Origin of the sequence: Paenibacillus phytohabitans, assembly GCF_013141775.1 — a bacterium.
GTDB lineage: Bacteria > Bacillota > Bacilli > Paenibacillales > Paenibacillaceae > Paenibacillus_AQ > Paenibacillus_AQ phytohabitans.
Map to the genome: position 1 here is coordinate 55,133 of NZ_WHOB01000094.1, position 19,869 is coordinate 75,001.

15 protein-coding genes are annotated in these 19,869 nt (G+C 52.6%); 3 read left to right on the plus strand and 12 right to left on the minus strand.

The window, feature by feature from the left end; translation table 11 throughout:
* Positions 1-78: 78 nt before the first annotated feature.
* The 7 genes from GC101_RS32730 to GC101_RS32760 form a co-directional block, all read right to left on the minus strand.
* The gene (locus GC101_RS32730) at positions 79-711 is read right to left on the minus strand and encodes a ThuA domain-containing protein (RefSeq protein ID WP_039305493.1); all 633 of its coding nucleotides are present in this window, start codon (positions 709-711) and stop codon (positions 79-81) included.
* 201 nt (positions 712-912) lie between these two features.
* A complete protein-coding gene (locus tag GC101_RS32735) occupies positions 913-1,725 on the minus strand; it encodes a uroporphyrinogen-III synthase (RefSeq protein WP_171720712.1) in 813 nt (270 codons plus the stop codon).
* A 91-nt stretch (positions 1,726-1,816) separates the two neighbouring features.
* On the minus strand, positions 1,817-3,871 hold the full coding sequence (locus GC101_RS32740) for a methyl-accepting chemotaxis protein (protein WP_171720713.1): 2,055 nt from the start codon (positions 3,869-3,871) through the stop codon (positions 1,817-1,819).
* Positions 3,872-4,074: 203 nt separating this feature from the next.
* On the minus strand, positions 4,075-4,470 hold the full coding sequence (locus GC101_RS32745) for a Fur family transcriptional regulator (protein WP_039305505.1): 396 nt from the start codon (positions 4,468-4,470) through the stop codon (positions 4,075-4,077).
* Between the two features lie 73 nt (positions 4,471-4,543).
* Complete coding sequence (locus GC101_RS32750) at positions 4,544-5,650, minus strand: Ger(x)C family spore germination protein (protein ID WP_171720714.1); 1,107 nt, start codon at positions 5,648-5,650, stop codon at positions 4,544-4,546.
* Entirely contained in the window at positions 5,647-6,744 is a 1,098-nt protein-coding gene (locus GC101_RS32755) for a GerAB/ArcD/ProY family transporter (RefSeq protein ID WP_171720715.1), read from the minus strand. Before GC101_RS32755 ends, GC101_RS32750 begins: the two co-directional genes overlap by 4 nt.
* The gene (locus GC101_RS32760) at positions 6,744-8,111 is read right to left on the minus strand and encodes a spore germination protein (RefSeq protein ID WP_171720716.1); all 1,368 of its coding nucleotides are present in this window, start codon (positions 8,109-8,111) and stop codon (positions 6,744-6,746) included. Before GC101_RS32760 ends, GC101_RS32755 begins: the two co-directional genes overlap by 1 nt.
* Positions 8,112-8,267: 156 nt before the next feature.
* On the opposite strand from GC101_RS32760, the gene GC101_RS32765 reads away from it, so the two are divergent.
* From GC101_RS32765 to GC101_RS32775, 3 genes are all read left to right on the plus strand, one after another.
* A complete protein-coding gene (locus tag GC101_RS32765; RefSeq protein ID WP_171720717.1) occupies positions 8,268-9,821 on the plus strand; it encodes an FAD-dependent oxidoreductase in 1,554 nt (517 codons plus the stop codon).
* A gap of 164 nt (positions 9,822-9,985) precedes the next feature.
* The gene (locus GC101_RS32770) at positions 9,986-10,705 is read left to right on the plus strand and encodes a 3-ketoacyl-ACP reductase (protein ID WP_039305517.1); all 720 of its coding nucleotides are present in this window, start codon (positions 9,986-9,988) and stop codon (positions 10,703-10,705) included.
* 41 nt (positions 10,706-10,746) lie between these two features.
* The gene (locus tag GC101_RS32775; protein WP_171720718.1) at positions 10,747-11,058 is read left to right on the plus strand and encodes an antibiotic biosynthesis monooxygenase; all 312 of its coding nucleotides are present in this window, start codon (positions 10,747-10,749) and stop codon (positions 11,056-11,058) included.
* Positions 11,059-11,155: 97 nt separating this feature from the next.
* Here GC101_RS32775 and GC101_RS32780 read toward each other — a convergent pair whose 3' ends face one another.
* The 5 genes from GC101_RS32780 to GC101_RS32800 form a co-directional block, all read right to left on the minus strand.
* Positions 11,156-13,381, minus strand: a complete 2,226-nt coding sequence (locus GC101_RS32780; protein ID WP_171720719.1) for an MMPL family transporter — start codon at positions 13,379-13,381, stop codon at positions 11,156-11,158.
* 664 nt (positions 13,382-14,045) lie between these two features.
* A complete protein-coding gene (locus GC101_RS32785; RefSeq protein WP_281365940.1) occupies positions 14,046-15,950 on the minus strand; it encodes an ABC transporter transmembrane domain-containing protein in 1,905 nt (634 codons plus the stop codon).
* Positions 15,947-17,707, minus strand: coding sequence for an ABC transporter ATP-binding protein (locus tag GC101_RS32790; protein WP_171720720.1), 1,761 nt, complete (start codon positions 17,705-17,707; stop codon positions 15,947-15,949). The genes GC101_RS32785 and GC101_RS32790 overlap by 4 nt, the downstream gene beginning before the upstream one ends.
* On the minus strand, positions 17,700-18,086 hold the full coding sequence (locus GC101_RS32795) for a MarR family winged helix-turn-helix transcriptional regulator (protein ID WP_052422143.1): 387 nt from the start codon (positions 18,084-18,086) through the stop codon (positions 17,700-17,702). The genes GC101_RS32790 and GC101_RS32795 overlap by 8 nt, the downstream gene beginning before the upstream one ends.
* Positions 18,087-18,432: 346 nt before the next feature.
* Positions 18,433-19,839 (minus strand): DNA-binding protein, encoded by a 1,407-nt coding sequence (locus GC101_RS32800; RefSeq protein ID WP_171720721.1) that lies wholly within the window; start codon positions 19,837-19,839, stop codon positions 18,433-18,435.
* Between the last annotated feature and the right edge of the window lie 30 nt (positions 19,840-19,869).

Below are 19,869 nucleotides of genomic sequence, written 5' to 3' on the forward strand. Positions count from 1 at the left end.
GGGCCAAAGCTTCAATGATTACTCAGATACTTTGCAGGGACCCCCAAAATATATACTGTCTTTCACAAAAGTCCGGGGTTATCTCGGAATCCGTGCCGCCCAGGTGGCTGCGCGCAGAATCAGCTGGCGGACTGCCGGATGACGGAACGAAGGCTCATGATGGCCGGGCATAAGGTAGACAACCCGTCCCTGACCGTAGCTGTGGCACCAGGCCGCTGGCAGCATTTCCCCGTCCGCTTCATATTCAAGCAGGATCTTCTTATCGGTGAAGGGGTCGAACTCGAAACGGTACGGCTCTTCATCGAGCTGGAAATCCTCAATGCCTTCGGTGATATCATGTTCCCGCACCTTGAAATTCAGCGGTGCATAGGGAGGATGTCCGGTGAATCTGCCGCCGATCAGATGTGCCAGCTCATACCGCTTCGCCAGCGAAACACCGGTATGCAGGACAATCAGGCCGCCGCCGCCGCTTACATAACTCAGCAAACCCGCCGTCTGCTGGGGAGATACGGTTTCGTTCCATAATTCGTTATATGCAATGCAGAGATCATATCCTGCCAAATGTTCGCTTAACAGCAGCTTTTTATTCTCCGAGCACTGTACGGTCAGAAGATCATTCAGAATCTCGCTGACCTGCTTGTCTACGCCTTGCAGCGGGTGAAACCGTGGGTGGGTATAATCGCCAAGTAACAGGCATTTTCTCTTATCCATGGGTCTCCTCCTCCTTATTTCTTTATCTTTGTAGTTGAACGTTGCCTATTATTCTAAGGAAAACAGCTCCCGATGTCCATAAAACGGGCTGCTTTTATAGTAAGAATACGCTAATCCGGGTTGTCCAAAAAGAATTCCCGTCCTGTACCGGACGGGAATTCCTGCTCTGGGTGCCTGTGCAGCCCGGCCTGGTGCTGCCGGTTACCGGGAAGCCGCGATATAGCGGCCCAGCTCTACGAACATGCTGCCCATCCGTTCATGCTCCGGCATAATGATCCGCTTCACGCCCTCTTCCTTGAGGGCTTCAGAGGTAAGCCGGCCGACAGATACAGCCAGCACCTTATCCTCCAAAGCCTGAACGAGTTCTTCCAGCCTGCCCTGCTCCCGCGCATACTGCGCCAGGAAACGGAATTGCGGAGCACTTGTGAAGGCTACCGCGTTCACCCGGCCTTCTGTAATATCCGCCAGCAGCAGGGCCAGCGCTCCCGGCTCCGGCTGCGTGTACCGGTACGGCTGCACCCAGCTGACCTCTGCTCCCGCCTGCTCCAGCCACTGGACCAGATGCGGGGCGGACTCTCCGTGCAGCTGCAGTCTGACCCGTTTGCCCTGCAAATCCCAATCCTGCAAACCGCGGATCAGCCCCTTGGTGCTGCCATCATCGTCGCGCACCACGGGCTCCAGCCCCCGCTTCTTCAAGGCATTGACTGTCTTATAGCCGCGAGCAGCAATAGGTGAAGCGGAGAGAACTTCCAGGAAGCGGTCCGCAAGCTCCAGCTTCGCGGCCATCTCGAACAATGCGTCGAGTCCCATTCCGGTCGTCAGAACCGCCAGGTCCGGCGGCTGGTCTGTCCAGGCCGTCAGCCCGTCACGCAGTGCAGCATCATCCAGAAATGCCGTCCCCTGGGCCGGACGGTGCAGCGCAGTCCCACCCATATTCTGTACCAGCTTGGCCATTTCTTCCGCCTTGCGCGGACCCGCCAGGGCAATGGTAATGCCCTTCAATTGCTCTGCCATGAATGCTTCTCTCCTTCGTCACCCCATATTATTGCTTATCAGTATACTTGCAAAAGGAGGTAAAAGGGAAGACCGCAGCGCACTTTCTGCTTCAGGAATTCCGCTGGTCTCCGGAACTACCTCTACTCTGCCTGACGGTATCCGCTGCACCCGGAGCCTGATTTCCCGGATATAATTTGAATTTGCCGACCAGCCGCTGCAGTTCATCGGCAAGATGGCTCAGATCTGCCGAGGAAGAAGCGATCTCTTCCACCGATGCCAGCTGCTGCTGGGCGGCAGCGGAGATGGTTTCGGTATTGCCTGCCGCTTCCTGGGTGATCCCGCGGATCTCTCCGATGGCCTTCTCCATACTATCCGCTTCTGCCGTCAGCGTATGCACTGCACCATTCATCGCTTCAATCTTCTCCGCCGCCCCTTTAACCGCCCTGCGGATCCGTGAGAAGGAGCGTCCGGTCGTATCGACCGCCATAATGCCTTCGGATACCCGGTTCTTCGCATACTCCATGGTAGCTGTAGCCTGGATCATCTCCGCATTAATGGAAGTAATCTGTTCGGAGATCATTCTTGCCGACTTCTCTGACTCTTCAGCCAGCTTGCGCACCTCTGAGGCGACAACCGCGAAGCCGCGGCCCTGCTCGCCTGCTCTGGCCGCTTCAATGGAAGCATTCAGCGCCAGCAGGTTGGTCTGCCGCGAGATCCCGGTAATTACACCGACAATCCCCTGAATCTGTCCGGTCCGCTCATTAAGCTTATCAATGACCCCGCCCAGCTCCTCTACCGTTTCATGAATCCCGTTGATCTTATCGACTACGCTGATTACAGATTCATTCCCCTCTGAAGCGGAGAGCGAGGTCTTGTCCATCATCGCCGATACCTGCTCCATGAATCCGGAAATATGCTCTACCTCGCTTGTAGTGGCAGCAGTACTTATCATTCCTTTATTGACACTGTTAACCTGGCGCTCTGTTCCGGCCGCTACCTCCTGGATCGCTATCGTAACATGCTCTATCGCTTTGGTAGTCTGCTCGGCCCCCGCTGTCAGTTCCTCGGCGGATGAGGAGACATTGTCGGTCATCTCCTGTACACCGGTAATCATCTGACGCAGATTGCCGACCATCAGGCGGAAATTCTCAGCCAGCAGGCCAATCTCATCCCTGCGGAAGTCCCCGATATCCTGTGACAGGTCGCCCCCGGCGATTAGCTCTGTCGCTCTGCGCAGCCGCATCAGCGGCTTCAGGATCGACGAGACATTGAAGTAGATAAGCACCAGCGCCAGCAATACAGAAACAGAGATTACAATGAATACCGTCTCCCGGATATCACTTGTCGCACGGGTAATCTCATTCTTGCTGATGGTCCCCCCGATTCTCCAGCCGGTCAGCTCATTCACCATGAAGGTCATCTTCTTGGAGGAATCCTTATAGTCATAATCGAAGCTGCCGCTCTCTCTTTCGAACATTCGCTTCACGAAATCAAGTGAGGACTCCTCGCCAATAGCTTCGGTCGGGTGAACCAGGAATTTCTTGCTGCTGTCGATAATCAGAATATAACCTTCTTCGCCTACCTTGATATCTGTCAGATCGGCCAGCGAAGACAGGTTCAGATCCAGACCCACTACCCCGTTCCCGCCTTCCAGCACTGCTGAAATTGCAATAGCCGACTCATTATTTACCGTCTGGAATACCGGTGAGATCACAATTCCGCTGCCATGCTTAAGCGCATTGATATAAGCGTTCTCCTTGCGCGGGTCATAGCCGTCCGGCAGCTGAATATCAGCCGCACGGATACCCTTGCCTTTACTGGTTCCGGCATAAATATCAAGCACATCGGAATGCAGTTTGGCATACTCCTTAAGTCTGGCCTCCAGTGCAGGCGCCCCCGCCCCCGCCGCTTCATTATTAATAGAATCCGCCGTGAGTTGCGCAGCGAAGTAGTTAATATCATCAATTTTGGATTGAATGTTTGCATCGATAATTTCGTTAACCGCCACTACACTTTCCGTGGCATTTTGGGTGAGCTGCTGCCCGACTTTACTGCTGGCCGATTGATAGGTCTGCCAGCCTATAATGATGCTAGGTACAAGCAAAACAAGCAAATATGTAAGAATTAGCTTCGTGCGGATGGTCAGACGCGCCTTTTTATTCATATGATGGGCTCACTCTCTCTTTCTTTATGGGTCTTAAGCACGATAAATCTGCAGCCTCAATATATAATTAAATATCGCCCCTGGAAATCCTCTTTTCTCCGGGAATTCATTATAATTCTCCTATGTTGCTTAATAATTTTCATATATACACAGCAAAAAACCGTTTTTATGAAAACGGTCTTTTGTTATATTTATTCTTTTTTCTAGTGCGAATTCTTATTCCGGCAGGCTGGACATACGCCTCCAAATACAACATGTGTATGGGTGATGGAATAACCTGTATCCTCCGCCACCGTATCGATCCACGCCTGCGGAACCTGACTCATCACTTCATCCACTGCGCCGCAGATTTCACAGATAATATGCTGATGGTCGTCCAGACGGGCATCATATCTGCTGGCCGCCTCTCCGAGCTTCAGTTCACGGATCATTTGTTTATCCGAAAGATACCGCAGCGAATTATAGACAGTCCCATAGGCCAGGTTATGCCCCTGCTCTACAAGACGGTTCATTACTTCCGCAGCAGTAGGATGGTCATGGGAATTACGGACGATATCATACACGGCCTGACGTTGAGAGGTTAAATTCAGCGTTCTCATCTTTATCATCCTCTAACTTGTTTTTAGATCAAGTATAAGTCCTAGTGCCGGAAGCGTCAATCCGGGCGGGACTCTATTTGATCATTCCCGAGTATTTCACATCCACATCCGCCTTAACCTGAAATTTCAGCCGGGGATACAGACTCTCCCACACCGCCATTTCTGTGTCATTATTCCAGTGCCGGGCCCCGTAATGCAGCCCCCAGCCCATAGGGTCCATCCCGCTGTCCCGGATTTTGATCAGCAATGCTGTAACTGCCTTGCTGAGTTCCGCTGCACCTGACTCCCCGATCTCCTTCAGCATGTGGTGAGTTACCATATCCTCTGTACTATTTTCCTCCAGAATTGCCCGGATCTTAATGTTGTACCGGATGTACGGGTTATCCTCCTGCTGCGTCACAATCCGGTAGCTGGAGGAGCTGCTCTCTGTGTAGTACTGGTACATCCCGCCGCCTAAGTGAGCCGGAAAGTTCGTCCGCAGATTGGACCGGGACAGCAGATTGAACAGTCTGGTCTCGTCCGGCGTGAGAACAAGCTTGATTTTTTTCTTATCCAGCAGAGCAATCTTATCGATCAGGAACTGCTCTTCCCCCTGCGCTTCAATAATAGGCAGAATAGGATCAATGCCATTCTCATAAATGCTCCGCATCAGCTGATAGGAATACACACTGGAGATAAATGGCGACTCCGTACCCTGTCCGCTCATCGCCAGAATCAGCGAGTTGGACGGGATTCGCTCGGACGGCGGCTTCACCTGCAATACTTCCAGCGCCCCCGGCCTTCCAACGGCAAAATTCAGGATCAGCTGGATATCTCTGCGCCGCACCGCCCAGTCCGTCACATGCCGGATGTCTTTGGCAGCGATTTGCTCACCCAGGATCAGTGACTTGCAGTGGACATAGTCCAGCTCCTTCTCCACTTTGGACTTCATCCTGCGCAGTGCCTCGGAGATACTCTCCGATTCCTCGGTGAGGATCTGCATCTTCTCGTCGATCTTGGTCACATCCCCTTGAGGAATGGCCAGCTTCAGGCTAACCTTGAATGTCCCTTCCACCTTGCCAGGGTCAATCCCGATCGCGACCACAAATATTCTCCGGTCGATATCTTTGAAATTGCAGCCTGTCACTGTCATGCACACCAGCAACAACAGGAGGAAGACTGCCCCCTTTTTTGTTCTCATGCCCTCCGCCTCCTTACAATCCAGTAGCACCAGAACAGCAGGAGAATCAGCAGCAGCTCCCCGTACCAGCGGATATGCAGCAGGAATACTCCAAGCATATTAAGGTCGTATTGATCCATACGCATAAGGGCGAGGGCTCCGGCAGCAAATAGGACCAGAATGACGATCTCCTGACGCAGTTTTTTCTTAGGCTTCTTAGCTGTGGAGGGCAACAGGCTGAGCAGCAGCTCTTTGCCGACATGCCACTGGATGATAGCACTGACCAGAGATAACGTAATGTAGGCGAAATAGAAGATATACAGCATGCGTTCGATCAGGAAAGCTTCGATGCGGATGCTGTCCGCCGTTGTAAACCACGTGTACACATGCCGTTCGATGCCAACGGTCCCGTGATATCCGATCGGCACAAAAAAGCATATGGCAAGCACCAGAAAACCTTCCAGACTTAGAATCCATATATGCTTGAGCTTCAGTCCATGAAATACCCGGTTGAACACCGCCAGATTGATATAACCGCTGAAGGTAAACGTTGCCGCTGCAATACTGTTCATATCCGGGGCATGCAGGGAATGCGTCATCACCTGCAGCACGGCATCCCAGCTGAAGTCCGGATTAATAATCGCCTTGACTGTTGTATACAGAATTAAAGGCAGGGTAATCCCCAGCGTAACCTCCAGCCCGTAGAGCAATGACAGCGAGTCTATCCGGGAACACAGGCAGACAACGGCCAGGAAGCCGAATAATATTGCATACGGCCCTGTATCCGGGCTGATAAAACGCAGCGTAATGTCCACAAAGGACAGCAGAATCAGCGCCCCGGCCATATACCAGAGAACCGCATACACAAAAATCAGCGGAGCAGCCAGCAGCTTAGGCAAGGCCGACCCGAAGATTTCCGGCAGTCCCTGTCCGGGGAATTTATTGATAACTTTGGTGAACAAGTAGATAAACAGGGTGCCCGTAGCCACCGCAACCAGAATGGAGGACTGCGCCCCGTCAAAGCGGGCATCGATCAGCTCCCGGGGGGCGAAATTAATGATGTTGATCAGGGTATTCATGAGAAAAAGACAATAGAAATAGCGGCTCTTAGCCATCACTCCCCACCGCTTTTCTTCCTCAGGGTCGTTCCCAGCGTATCGAGGAAAAACAACTTGAAATACGGCTGGCCGAAGCTGCGCTGGCTGCATAAATACATGGTGAAGCCCACCAGGCAGATGACAACACCGACGAGACCGAGCACTGCCGCAGCTACGACGAAGAAATATTTCAGCACACGGATAGAGAAGCTCATCATATTCAGCGGAATCAGGAAATTGGATATCGCCACAACGGAGACCAGAATAATCATAATGTTGCCGATCAGTCCTGCCGCAGTAGCGGCTTGGCCCAGAATCAGACCGCCAACCGTAGTGGCCGTCGGACCAATAGCCCGGGGCAGCCGCAAGCTCGCTTCGGTCAGAAATTCCATCATAATCATCATAAGAATGACCTCGACAAAAGAAGGATAAGGCACCGTAGCACGGCTTCCCCCGATCAGCAGGGCAATCTGCACACGCACAATCTCCGGATTATAGGAGGTGAAGGCAATGTACAGGGCAGGCAGCCACAGCGTCATGGCCACACCGAGAATGCGCAGCAGCTTTAAGAAACGTCCAACAAAGGGAAGATGGATTTTATCATCCATAGCTGTGAAGAAGTCATTGAATATAGACGGGAGCACAATCGCATATCCGGTAGTGTCCAGCATTACAGCAACCTTGCCTTCAGCCAAATTGAACACCACCCGGTCCGGGCGCTCAGTAACGATCGTTTTGGGGAAAATGCGCAGCTTGTCGCTGCTGATATATTTCTCCAGCTCACCGGCAGCCTGCAGAACATCCAGCTTAAGAGAGTCCAGCTTCTCTTTTAATTCGGCCAGAACATTGTGGTTCACTCTGCTCTCGTCATAGAGTATAGCCACCTTGGTCTTGGACACGTTGCCGATGATGGTGAACTCCATCTTCAGTGACGAGGACTGATAACGCCGCCGGATCAGGTTCAGATTAACCGCCAGACTCTCGCCCAGCGCATCTGACGGGCCTTGGCTGATACTCTCGGTTATCGTTTCTTTAACACCGCTAACCTCAGCCTTGAGCGCATCGAAGAAGCAGAGCCGGCCGGCCTGGCCTATACAGGCATAACCGCTAAGCAGAAGGTCCAGCGCACGCGTCCCCTCTGTAACTTCCTCACTTCCGGGGTAATCCGCAATGTAGCTATAGTAAGCTGCCGGATCGCCCATCTCGTAGAACGGCGCAACCACATTCCGGCTGATGGTCTGTCCATCCGTAACACTCTTGATATACAGCAGGCTGACCTCTCCAGAGGGAACGGCCATGATCTTGTCCTCCAGGTCACCGAAACCGCTCAGCTGTCCCCTGATCCATTCCAGGGTCACTCCCTGCTTATGCAATTGTCCTGACATGGATCATTCTCCCTCCAGGCCCGAATCACCGGGGACTTCCCCTTATTTTGGCACTGTCGCCCTCTTTTCATGCACCTTCTGCCGGGCTACGGCGTTTCTTTTGCCGGAAGTGTGGTAATAAATGAAATGAATACTGACTAATGGAGGGATCAACTCATGAATTCACAGGATCACCGCTCGCAAGGTCTTCCGCAATTTCCGGAATCCTTATGGAGGGGCAGCACGGAGCTGCCCTCTTTTCCGGAGCTTGCGGAAGATCATGTCACAGACGTAGCCATTGTCGGAGCAGGCATTACGGGTATTACGACAGCTTATTTGCTGTCCAAGGCGGGATATAAGGTCACTCTGCTCGAAGCAGGGGAGATCCTCGGCGGTACCACCGGCTTCACCAGCGCCAAAATCTCCGCCCAGCACGGCATGATCTACAGCGATCTGTTGAAGCACTTTGGGGAAGAACAGGCCCGGCTCTATTTCCAGTCAAACAGTGAAGCGCTGGAGTGGATGATAGCTACGGCGGAAGAACTGGGGCTGTCCTGCGGGTTGACGCGGGAACCTGCGTATCTGTATGCCGATATGGGAGATGAGAAGACGCTCAAGCAGCTGGCCGCTGAATTCGAGGCCTACAGCAAGCTTGGATTGCCCGGAGAATGGCTGGATCAGGTTTCGCTGCCACTCAGAGCCGGCGGTGCGATCAAGCTGCCCGGACAAGCCCGTTTTCATCCGCTGGAGTACCTGAAAGGGCTGCTGCAGGTCGTGCTGGACAAGGGCGGCACGGTATACGAGCATACGATGATTGGTGAAAGGGTCGATACGGACGGGCATCTCACCCTCTATACCGAAGGGGAGAAGTTCAAAATTAAATGCCGCCATGCCGTATCCGCTTCCCATTTCCCATTCTATGATGGAGGCTCTCTCTATTTCTCACGGCTGCACGCGGAGCGGTCCTATTGCCTGGCTATTGAGCCGGAAGCTGATTATGAGGGCGGCATGTACCTGAGTGCCAGTGAACCTACACGCTCGCTGCGCGCAGTGGAATGGGGCGGGCAGAAGCTGGTTATCGTCGGCGGTAATAACCACAAGACCGGACAGGGCATCTGCACCTTCGGCCACTATGAGAATCTGGAGAAGTTTGCGGGAGAACTGCTCGGCATCCGCAGCATCCCCTTCCGCTGGTCGGCGCAGGATCTCATTACCCTGGACCGGGTTCCCTACATCGGCAAGCGGGCAGAGGATGAAGAAATCTATATTGCCACCGGCTTCGGCAAATGGGGCATGACCAGCGGAACGCTGGCTGCGCGCCTGATTGCGGACGGAATTGCAGGCAGCAGCAACCCTTATAAGGAGCTGTACGATCCGGCACGCTTCAAGGCTAATCCGGGCATCAAAAATTTCATTGTACAGAACTTCTCGGTCGCCAAAGAGCTTGTAGCCGGAAAAGTGGAGATTATCCATAAAAAAACAGACGAGCTTGCGCCGGACGAAGGAGCCGTTGTTTTCCATGACGGCAAACGGGTTGGCGGCTACCGCGACCCTGAAGGCAAGCTGCATCTCGTGGACAGAACCTGCACACATATGGGCTGTGAATGCGAATGGAATGACGGGGAACGCTCCTGGGATTGCCCGTGCCACGGCTCCCGCTTCTCTTATGAGGGCGATGTGCTCGAAGGACCGGCAACAGTGCCGCTTAAGAACCTCACAGCCAAGCAGTAAGCCTGCTTCATATACAGCAGTGTACAGAGACATTCCAATTAGAATGGACTGTCTTGTCCCTCTCCGCCTGTCCCGGCGTGATTGTCTCTGTCCGCTCAGGTATAATAGCCTTATGTTCATCCAATATATAGAATTTCCTATCTTAAGGAGCGTGACAACAGGTTATGGATTTAAGAGGAACCAGTATTGTAATTACAGGTGCAGGTAAAGGAATCGGCAAAGCACTCGCGATGGCACTCGCTAAAGAAGGCGCCAACCTGGGGCTTATCTCCCGAACTTCAGCAGATCTGGAGGCACTGAAATCGGCATTGACTGAGGTATATGACATCAAGGTCAGCATTGCTGTAGCTGATATCGCGGTGCGTGAGGAAGCAGAGCGGGCGGTTGTCGCCCTGCAGAATGACCTGGGCCCGTTCGATGCGCTTATCAACAATGCCGGGATTGCCCAGTTTGGCACCTTCCTGGAGATGGACCCTGCTGACTGGGAGCGCCATATGCAGATCAATCTGTTCGGCACCTATTATGTAACCCGCGCGGCACTGCCTGCTATGATTGAACGTTCCAGCGGCAACATCATCAATATCTCTTCTACGGCAGGAGAACGCGGCTTCGCTACAGGCTCAGCCTATTGTGCTTCCAAATTCGCTCTGATGGGTATGACGGAAGCGCTGGCGATGGAGGTCCGCAAGCATAATATCCGTGTCGTGGCACTGACCCCCAGCACCGTCAACACAGGTCTGGCCACCGGTGCCGGCCTGAAGATCGGCGATGAAGACCGGATGATGCAGCCCGAGGATGTGGCCGAGCTGACACTCGCTGCCTTGAAGCTTCCAGACCGAGTCTTCCTGAAGACTGCTGGCATCTGGACGACCAATCCGCAATAACAATGGCAGATTACACCCACACCCTATGAGGAGGACTTGGCATGCTGGTAGTAACCAACACGATTAAGATCAAAGAAGGATATGGCGAAGCACTGGCCTCGCGTTTCGGGGCAGATAATGGGGTGCAGAGCATGCCCGGATTTATCCGCATGGAGGTCTGGCAGGGCGCGCCCAAAGAAGGCGTGGAGGAACTGAAGATCTGTACTGTCTGGGAGAGCGAGGAAGCGCTGAGCGGCTGGACGTCCAGCCCCGCCTTCCGCGATTCGCACCGCGGGGCCGGCCGGAATGAAGCCATTGTCGGCGCCTCACTCGACAAGTATGAGCTGATACTCAGCCGAACTCCCGGTAACTGAATCTAGCCGTTATACGCATATACACAACAGGGATGCCCCGCAGCCTTTAAGGCTTGACGGGGCATCCCTGTTATTGCTTCTGTAGTTCACAAGCCGGTTATTCGCGGCCCGCTGCCGGAGACTCGCTCACGTCCTGATGCTTGCCCGGCCAGAAGGCCCGGCGGCCCAGAAGCACGGTGATGGCCGGAACCAGGAACGGCCGGACCACGAAGGTATCGAGCAGCACGCCAATCGCGGTGATGATGCCGAATTGCACCAGCACCTGAATCGGCAGACTTGCCAATACGGCGAACGTACCTGCCAGAATGAGTCCGGCAGAGGTGATTACCGATCCGGTTTCGTTCACGCCTTCGGCGATGGCCTGCTTCAGCGGCATCACTTTACGCTTTTTCCAGATATTCGAGATCATGAAGATGTTATAATCCTCGCCCAGCGCTACCAGGAAGACGAAGGAATAGAGCGGAATTGCGCCTTGAATTGCATCTGCACCGAGCAGATAATGAATAATTATCCAGCCCAGACCGAGTGCCGAGAAGAAGGAGAGAATTACTGTAGCCACCAGATAAATGGTCGCCACCACAGATCGGAGATAGATCAGCAGGAGCACTGTAATCATACCGATAACCACGGGTATAATCAGGTCGGTATCCCGTTCCCCAAGCTCCTTGGTATCATGCTGGGTGGCGGTCTGTCCGCTAATCCATACCTTATCCTGCGCGTTCTCAATTCCCGACTCCGCCAGTGCCTGCTCTACCGTAGCCTGAAGCGCCGGAATGTGATTCATTGCCTCGATGGAATACGGATTAGCCTTGAATTCAATATCATATGCAGTGATGTTCTTATTGACGGCCCCCTGCTGCGGATCAGACACCACGTCCACATAGGACAGGCCGCGCAGGATGACCTTCAGATCTTCTCCGCCGCTCAGGCCCTCTGTATCCACCATCAGCTTGGCCGGTGCCAGCTCTCCGGGAGAAAACTGCTTGCCGATCAGGTCGAACCCTTCGCGCGATTCCATATCTTTCGGGAAGGAGGACAGGATATCATAGGTGAATTTAATCCCGCTGGAGAACGAGGCCAGAATGCCCAATACCACCACGGTTACTCCTACGATCGCCCATGGCCGGGAAATGACAAGATGCCCGATTCCTTTTTTGGACGAACGCTTCGGCTCCGGTACCGGCTTCCCCTTGGCCTTGGCCCGCTCAATCTCCATTTGCGGAGTGCGCGGAACAAACGGGAAGAACGAGGTTCGCCCGAATATAGCCAATAGTGCCGGAACCAGCGTCAGACTGGCAATCCCCATAATCAGAATGGAGACACTGAACGGAACCGCAAAGCGGTGGTACGCCCCGTATTTGGCCAGCAGCAGCGCGAAGAGCGCAAGCACAACTGTGAATCCGCTCATGGCGATCGCTCCGGAGGAATGGGTGATTGCACTCAGCAGTGCACGCCCCTTATTCTCCTCAACCTTCAGCATCTGGCGGAACCGGGAAATCATAAACAGGCAGTAGTCTGTCCCCGCCCCGAAGAGCAGCACCGTCATAATAGATACGGCCTGCGAATCCACCGTAATCCAGCCTTCCTCTGCCATCTTGCCGAGCAGCGGACTGGTCACGCCATAAGCAAAGCCCACGCCAATGAGCGGTATCAATGCCAGAATCGGCGACCGGTAGATCAGGAGCAGGAAGACCAGCACCAGAATTACCGTTGCAATCAGCAGTGAAACGTCGGCATTCTTGAACAGGCCTGTGGCATCTACCGATATCCCGACAGGGCCGGTAACCCGCAGGCTTAAGTCGCCGCTGGCTGGCTTTACTGAAGAAGGGTCTGTGCCTGTTTCAGTACTTACCAGCTTCTTCATCTCAGTCAGCGATTCCCCGAGCTGGTCACTGTCTGCCTTCTTGTCAAACAGCACCGGTGTGACGAGTGTGCTTCTATCCTCCGACAGTGAAGCCTGCAGCGCCTGCGGCGGCAGCTGTCCAAGCGGCGGAACGAAGTTCTGATGCGCGAGCGGCTGCTGTTCAAGCTTGGAGTATACAGCAGTTATATGTAAGAGATCATCCTCTGATAAGCCGCCTTCACGATGCCATACCAGCAAGGCCGGTACGCCGCTTCCGGCAGGGAATTCTGCCTCCGCAAGGGCTGCTGCGCGGACAGATTGCGAATCCTCCGGCAGGTTGGACGCGTTATTGACAACCTGCGAGTTCACTGAAGGCCAGATCATAGTCAAAGCCCCTACAACTGCAATCCACACCAGAAGGGTAATCCATTTTGTTTTGCCTCCCGCTACCCATTTACCGTAGCCTGACATTCCTTTCATCCTCTCTCCCATCCGCAGGCCTAAAATGAGCCGCGGGTCATTTTTACTATCCTTATCATATATACCCTAAAAATTTTAAGCAAACCTTTTTTCTAAAATAATAGATAGTTAGAGTTACAGTGGCCGACATTGCCTCAAGAACCCCCTGATTCATAGGGTCTATGACGGGTGAACTCCGTTGTCTCTATTTCTATTATTATCTGGAAACTAGTATATGATACCCAAAGGAAAATAGATGGCTCTACTTAAGCCGCGCGGCATGATTCTGCCCGAAATATTGTACGAATTACAACTTCGCCCCCTGGATAATTGGATATACGGGGGGATTGTTGTATGAAATACAACAATTTCCACGCTAAGCCGCTTGAAAGACGGGAAATGTTGCCTTTTGTACAACAATTTTGATTTTAGGCCGATTTACCGAGGGGATTGTTGTATTTTATGCAGGATTTTTAAGCGAATAGTCCATTTACCGCCACCTAATTCGCCTTCGCTGACCGTATACAGCAAAAACCCCGGCGTTCACGCAGACTGCCTGCAGTGAACGCCGGGGCTATGAGCTAAGCTGAGGGATTCAGCCGATTGTTAAAATACATCTTCACAGTACATTGCAGAGGAGATGTTTGGAGTAAATCTCTACAGTTTACCCGCACTCATATACCGTTTAGCCCACGTCCGGCAGATCATCCCCGGAGAACTGGCTGTTGTAGAGGTCGGCGTAGAAGCCGCCTGCTTCGAGCAGCTCCAGATGGGTGCCCTTCTCAATCACGCTGCCCTGATTCATAACCAGAATCAGATCCGCATCACGGATGGTGGACAGGCGGTGAGCGATGACGAAGCTGGTTCTGCCGTTCATCAGCGTATTCATAGCCTTCTGGATCTGCACCTCCGTGCGGGTATCGACGCTGCTGGTGGCTTCATCCAGAATCAGGATTGAAGGATCGGCCAGAATTGCCCGGGCAATAGTAAGCAGCTGCTTTTGTCCTTGGGAGATGTTCGAGGCTTCCTCGTTCAGGATCGTGTTATAGCCCAGCGGCAGCGTGCGGATGAAGTGGTCGGCATGTGCAGCCTTCGCTGCCCGGACCACATCAGCCTCCGTAGCACCTTCCCGGCCGTAAGCGATATTGTCACGGATGGTGCCGTTGAACAGCCAGGTATCCTGGAGCACCATACCGAATTTGCTGCGCAGCTCGCTGCGCTTCATATTGGTGATGTTGACACCATCGATCACAATTTCCCCGCCGCTGATCTCATAGAAGCGCATCAGCAGGTTGATCAGGGTCGTTTTACCGGCTCCGGTCGGACCTACGATTGCAATAGTCTGTCCCGGGCTGACCTCGATATTCATGTCTTCAATGAGGATAGCATCCTCTTTGTAGCCGAACTTCACGTGGCGGAATTCCACGGAGCCCTCTTCTGCATCCGCTGGACGTTTCGCAAGTGAAGTCCCCACTTCTGGAACTTCCTCTTCTTCATCCAGCAGTTCAAATACACGTTCCGCCGAAGCGATGGTGGATTGGATGATGTTGGCGATATTGGCTGTCTGCGTAATCGGCATAGTGAACTGGCGCGAATACTGGATGAAGGCCTGGATGTCCCCGACATCAATCGCTTTTTTGGTTACGAAGATCCCGCCGACCACACAGACCAGCACATAACCAAGGTTCCCGATAAACATCATCAGCGGCATAATAATCCCGGAGATGAACTGGGATCTCCAGCCGGAATTGTACAGGTCATCATTAATTTTGTTGAAGTCCTTCAAAGAGTTCTTCTCGCGTCCGAACGCTTTGATAATACGGTGTCCGGTATACATTTCCTCAACATGGCCGTTCAGCTGTCCCAGCGACTTCTGCTGGCCGATGAAATAGGTCTGTGAGCGTTTGGTGATCAGCATAATGACCACGAAGCTCAGCGGCAGCGTTACTATGGTAATCAACGTCAGCCACGGGCTGATGGTCAGCATCATTACGATGACACCAATAATCGTCACAACGGACGTAATAAGCTGGGTCAAGCTCTGCTGCAGGGTAGTACTGATATTGTCCACATCATTGGTCGCCCGGCTTAATATTTCCCCGTGTGTCCGGGAATCGAAATACTTCAGCGGCAGCCGTTCAAGCTTGCTGTTGATCTGCTCACGCATATCATATACGACCTTCTGCGCCACACCGGCCATTACATACTGCTGTATATAACTGAACAGTGAGCTTAACAGATACAGTCCGGCCAGGAGAATCAGAATATCATTAATATAGCCAAAATCAATCTCCGCTCCAGCTACACCCATCAGCTTGCCATAGGCGCCTTCAAACAATTTGGTGGTAGCTCTACCCATTACTTTAGGGCTGAAAATGCTGAATATGGTACTGGCAATCGCCATTACAAACACAATAATCAGCTGAACCTGGCGCGGGCGCAAATACCGGGTCAGGCGCCGCAGCGTTCCCTTGAAATCCTTGGCTTTCTCGGCCGGCATTCTCATGCCCGGACCGCCGGGACCTCCGCCCGGTCCGAAGCCGCCACCTGAACGCCGGGGCGGTTTCATGTCTCTATTCTGCTCACTCATGCTATTTCCTCCTCTGACAACTGCGAGGATACGATCTCGCGGTACACCTCATTGTTATCCAGCAGCTCACGGTGTGTGCCCATTCCGACAATCTCGCCGTCATCCAGTACGATAATCCGGTCTGCATCCATAACCGTACTGACACGCTGTGCGACAATAAGGACTGTAGATTCTGTAGTCTCCCCCTTCAGGGCAGCACGCAGCTTGGCATCGGTCTTGAAGTCAAGCGCCGAGAAGCTGTCATCGAACAGATACACTTCCGGTTTCCGTACCAGTGCACGGGCAATGGACAAACGCTGTTTCTGGCCGCCGGAGACATTGCCCCCGCCCTGGGAGATTTCCGAATTGAAGCCGTCCTTCATAGCCGTTACGAAATCATAGGCCTGGGCCACTTTGGCAGCATGAATGATTTCTTCATCTGTAGCATCCTCTTTACCGTAACGGATGTTCTCGTTGATGGTACCGGTGAACAGGACGGCTTTTTGCGGGATATAACCAATCTTGCTCCGCAGATCCTCCTGCGTCATCTGGCGTACATCCACTCCATCGACGCGGATCGCACCTTCAATAGCATCATAGAATCTTGGAATCATGCTTAGCAGCGTTGATTTACCTGACCCGGTTCCGCCGATAATAGCTGTAATCTCGCCGGGACGTGCACTGAAGGTAATTCCGGACAGCGCAGGCTGTTCAGCCCCCGGGTAAGAGAAGGATACGTTGTCGAACTCCACAAAACCGTGCATTCCGTCACGGCCGTCCGCATGGGTAGCTGTAGCCGTAGTCTTCAGGTCTGCGGTTGTCGGATCCGTAATTTCAGGCTGCATATCGAGGACTTCATTGATACGCAGTGCAGAGGCAGAGGCTCTTGGAATCAGGACAAACATCATCGAAACCATGATGAGGGAGAACATAATCTGCATTGCATATTGAATGAAGGCCATTAGTGAACCTACCTGAAGATCGCCGTCGCCAATCCGGATTCCACCATAATAGAGGATAGCGATCATGGAGAAGTTCATCACGATCATCATCAGCGGCATCAATCCGGCCATAACCTTATTCACCTTGATTGCAGTATCCGTCAGATCTGCATTGGCCAGGCTAAACCGCTTATTCTCATGATCAATCCGGTTGAACGAGCGGATTACGCGGATACCGGTCAAATGCTCACGCAGCACAAGGTTTAATTTATCCAGCTTGATCTGGATGGCTTTAAACAGCGGAAGCCCCTTCATTCCAATGAAGAAGATCGCTCCGACCAGCAGCGGAATCACCACTACAAAGATCAGCGAGAGCTTGGCATCCTCGGACACCGCCATAATGATCCCGCCGATCATCATCATCGGAGCACCAATCATCATGCGAAGCATCATAGTTAATACGGTCTGGACTTGTGTAATATCGTTGGTAGTACGTGTAATTAATGAAGCCGTACCCAGCTTGTCGAATTCATGCAGCGTGAAGTTCTCGACATGGTTGAACATCCGTGACCGGGTGTTCTTACCGAAGCCGGCTGCAACCTTAGCCGACAGATAGCTGGCAATAATGGAGCAGACTGCACCGCCGGCCGCTACCAGCAGCATGAAGCCGCCGATTCTCCAGATATAAGGCTGATCGCCATCTACAATCCCCTTATCAATAATGTCACTCATCAGGGTCGGGAGATACAAATCCCCCATGGACTGCAGGAATACGAGAATCAGTACTGCGGCTATCGCCAGTCGGAAGGGTCTCAAATGCTTTAGTAATTTAATCAAGTTTCTCATCTCCGTTCATTTGTAACCGGTCTAGATTAGGCGGAGGATTGTCTTTCATGAAGGCATGTACTTTAAGCAGCAGCTCTGCCAGCTGGTCAGACTCTTCCTCACCCAGATACTCCACCATTTTGTTAAGCGTGGTGTCCATGTGCTTCTTGGCCTTGCGGGTAATAATTTTCCCCTGTTCCGTCAACTTGATGCGTACCACTCTCCGGTCGGAGGCGTCGGCTTGCCGTTCCACCATCTGCTTAGCCTCCAGACTGTTGATCAGCTGTGTGACCGTGGGCGGAGTCAGCCCCAGAAAGCGGCTGATTTCAGAAACCTTGAGTCCTACATCAGATGAATGGGACGCCCGTGCAATACATATCAATAAAGTCATCTCACTTGGCTTATGACCCTCCACGGAATGATGCAGGTGGCCTTTGCGCAGCTTCCGGAGTGCGGAGAAAAGCTTGTGTCCGACTGAATTTTCATCTTCTCTATTTATCCCAATGTTCCCACCTCTTTTTTAGTTAGGTATACAAATAATTAAACACTATATTAATTAGGCTACCTAATTATATTTTCCGGGCAAACCTTTGTCAATTCCTGAATACGCTATCAATTATTACAGATTGAAGAACGCAGTATGACGGATCATTGTACTTTTTTTCACATAATCATGCACAAATGCTCCCTCGACACGGTTGGCCGGGGAGTGATCCTCAGATAAGGTAATGATAAAGCTAAATAACGCCAAAACGCGGGCTCTCATGATCAGTAATTTCTTCGCGCTGTCTTACCTCCCGTAGCAGCTCCCTGTAAGCGGTCTGCTGGGTGTCGGAGGAGGCGTCTCTGTTCAATTCGAACAGGGTCACACAATTAATGAAGTCCTTGCCGCTATTCAGCCTGACGGTTAGCCGCAGACATTGAATAATATAGTCAATTCCTTTGGAGTACTGTTTACGGGAGATATAATACATGGCTATCTGGTAATAGAGGCGGTACACACGGTCTACATTAATCGGGTCCTGAAATTGTTCAAAACGCAGCATCTCCCTGGAAAAGCGTGACAGCACAGCGTCTGCTGAGAATCTGAAACGGTTGGCCGACTCCAGAATAATGACCATGCCGGATAGAATTTCACCGGGATGCTCTGCCAAAAAAGCTATATATGCCGGCAGCACCGAAGTATTGCCCATTAGTATCTCAAGGGTAAAGCTATTCGCTACAGCAAACAGCCGGAAGCTATCCACGGCACTGCGCCCTTCATCATCCAGCAGCTCAAACCATCCCAGGTCCGCATAACCGGCGGTGTATTTCTTGGCCTGCTCATATTCCCCACGCTTAGTAAGCGCCGAAGCCTTCATTAGATAGCCATGCCCATAATAGACTACCAGCGGGCGTTCCGCCTGGAAAGCCTCCACCCGTTTCCCCTTGCTTCTGCGCAGCTCCTCGCGGTAGATCCCATGGGCTAATGCCCTTAGCTCATCGGCAAATTTCTCTACATCCTTCCAGCGGTGCAGGGCAAAGCATACCTTCGCCAGCTTAAGAAGCCCGTCGAGCTGCATGTCCTCGGGAAGCAGACCGCGGAACGGCTCAAAGCAGATTACAGCGCGCAGCTTCTGTTCCATATCCACATCAGGCGTAGACTGCAGGGATTTGAAAATACGGTACTGGCTGATGGCCAGCCGTTCTGAGTAGCTATCCGGCTCATTCTCTACAATAAGCCTGTAGAACACGACCGATTCCTGTGTCTTGCCGCTGCAGAACAGCCTCTCCGCAACCGTATAGATGATATCCAGCGGCCTGGGGTATTCCATAATTCTGCCTAACACTTCATCAATACACTGCCGCTTGCCAATTTCGGCACAGCGGACCAAAAAAGGCTCCACACGGCGGCGGGAAATTCTGTCCTCACTAAAGCACTCTTCCACGTATAGCGGATACAGCCAGCCCTCCGGGAATCCGAATGCCCGCGTCATCGCATCCAGTTGTCCCAGAGAAATCGGCTTGGACGGATTGCCATGAAGGATCGCACTGAGACTGCCGCGGTTGAGTCCGGATATTTTGGCAAATGAGGCAAGATTATGGCCCGAGCGGGACAAATTTTTCTCAATTTCCGTTCGTAGCGTTGTCAGTTTCGCCTCCACCCGGCACCTCCTCAAGGATTCACTTGTAAC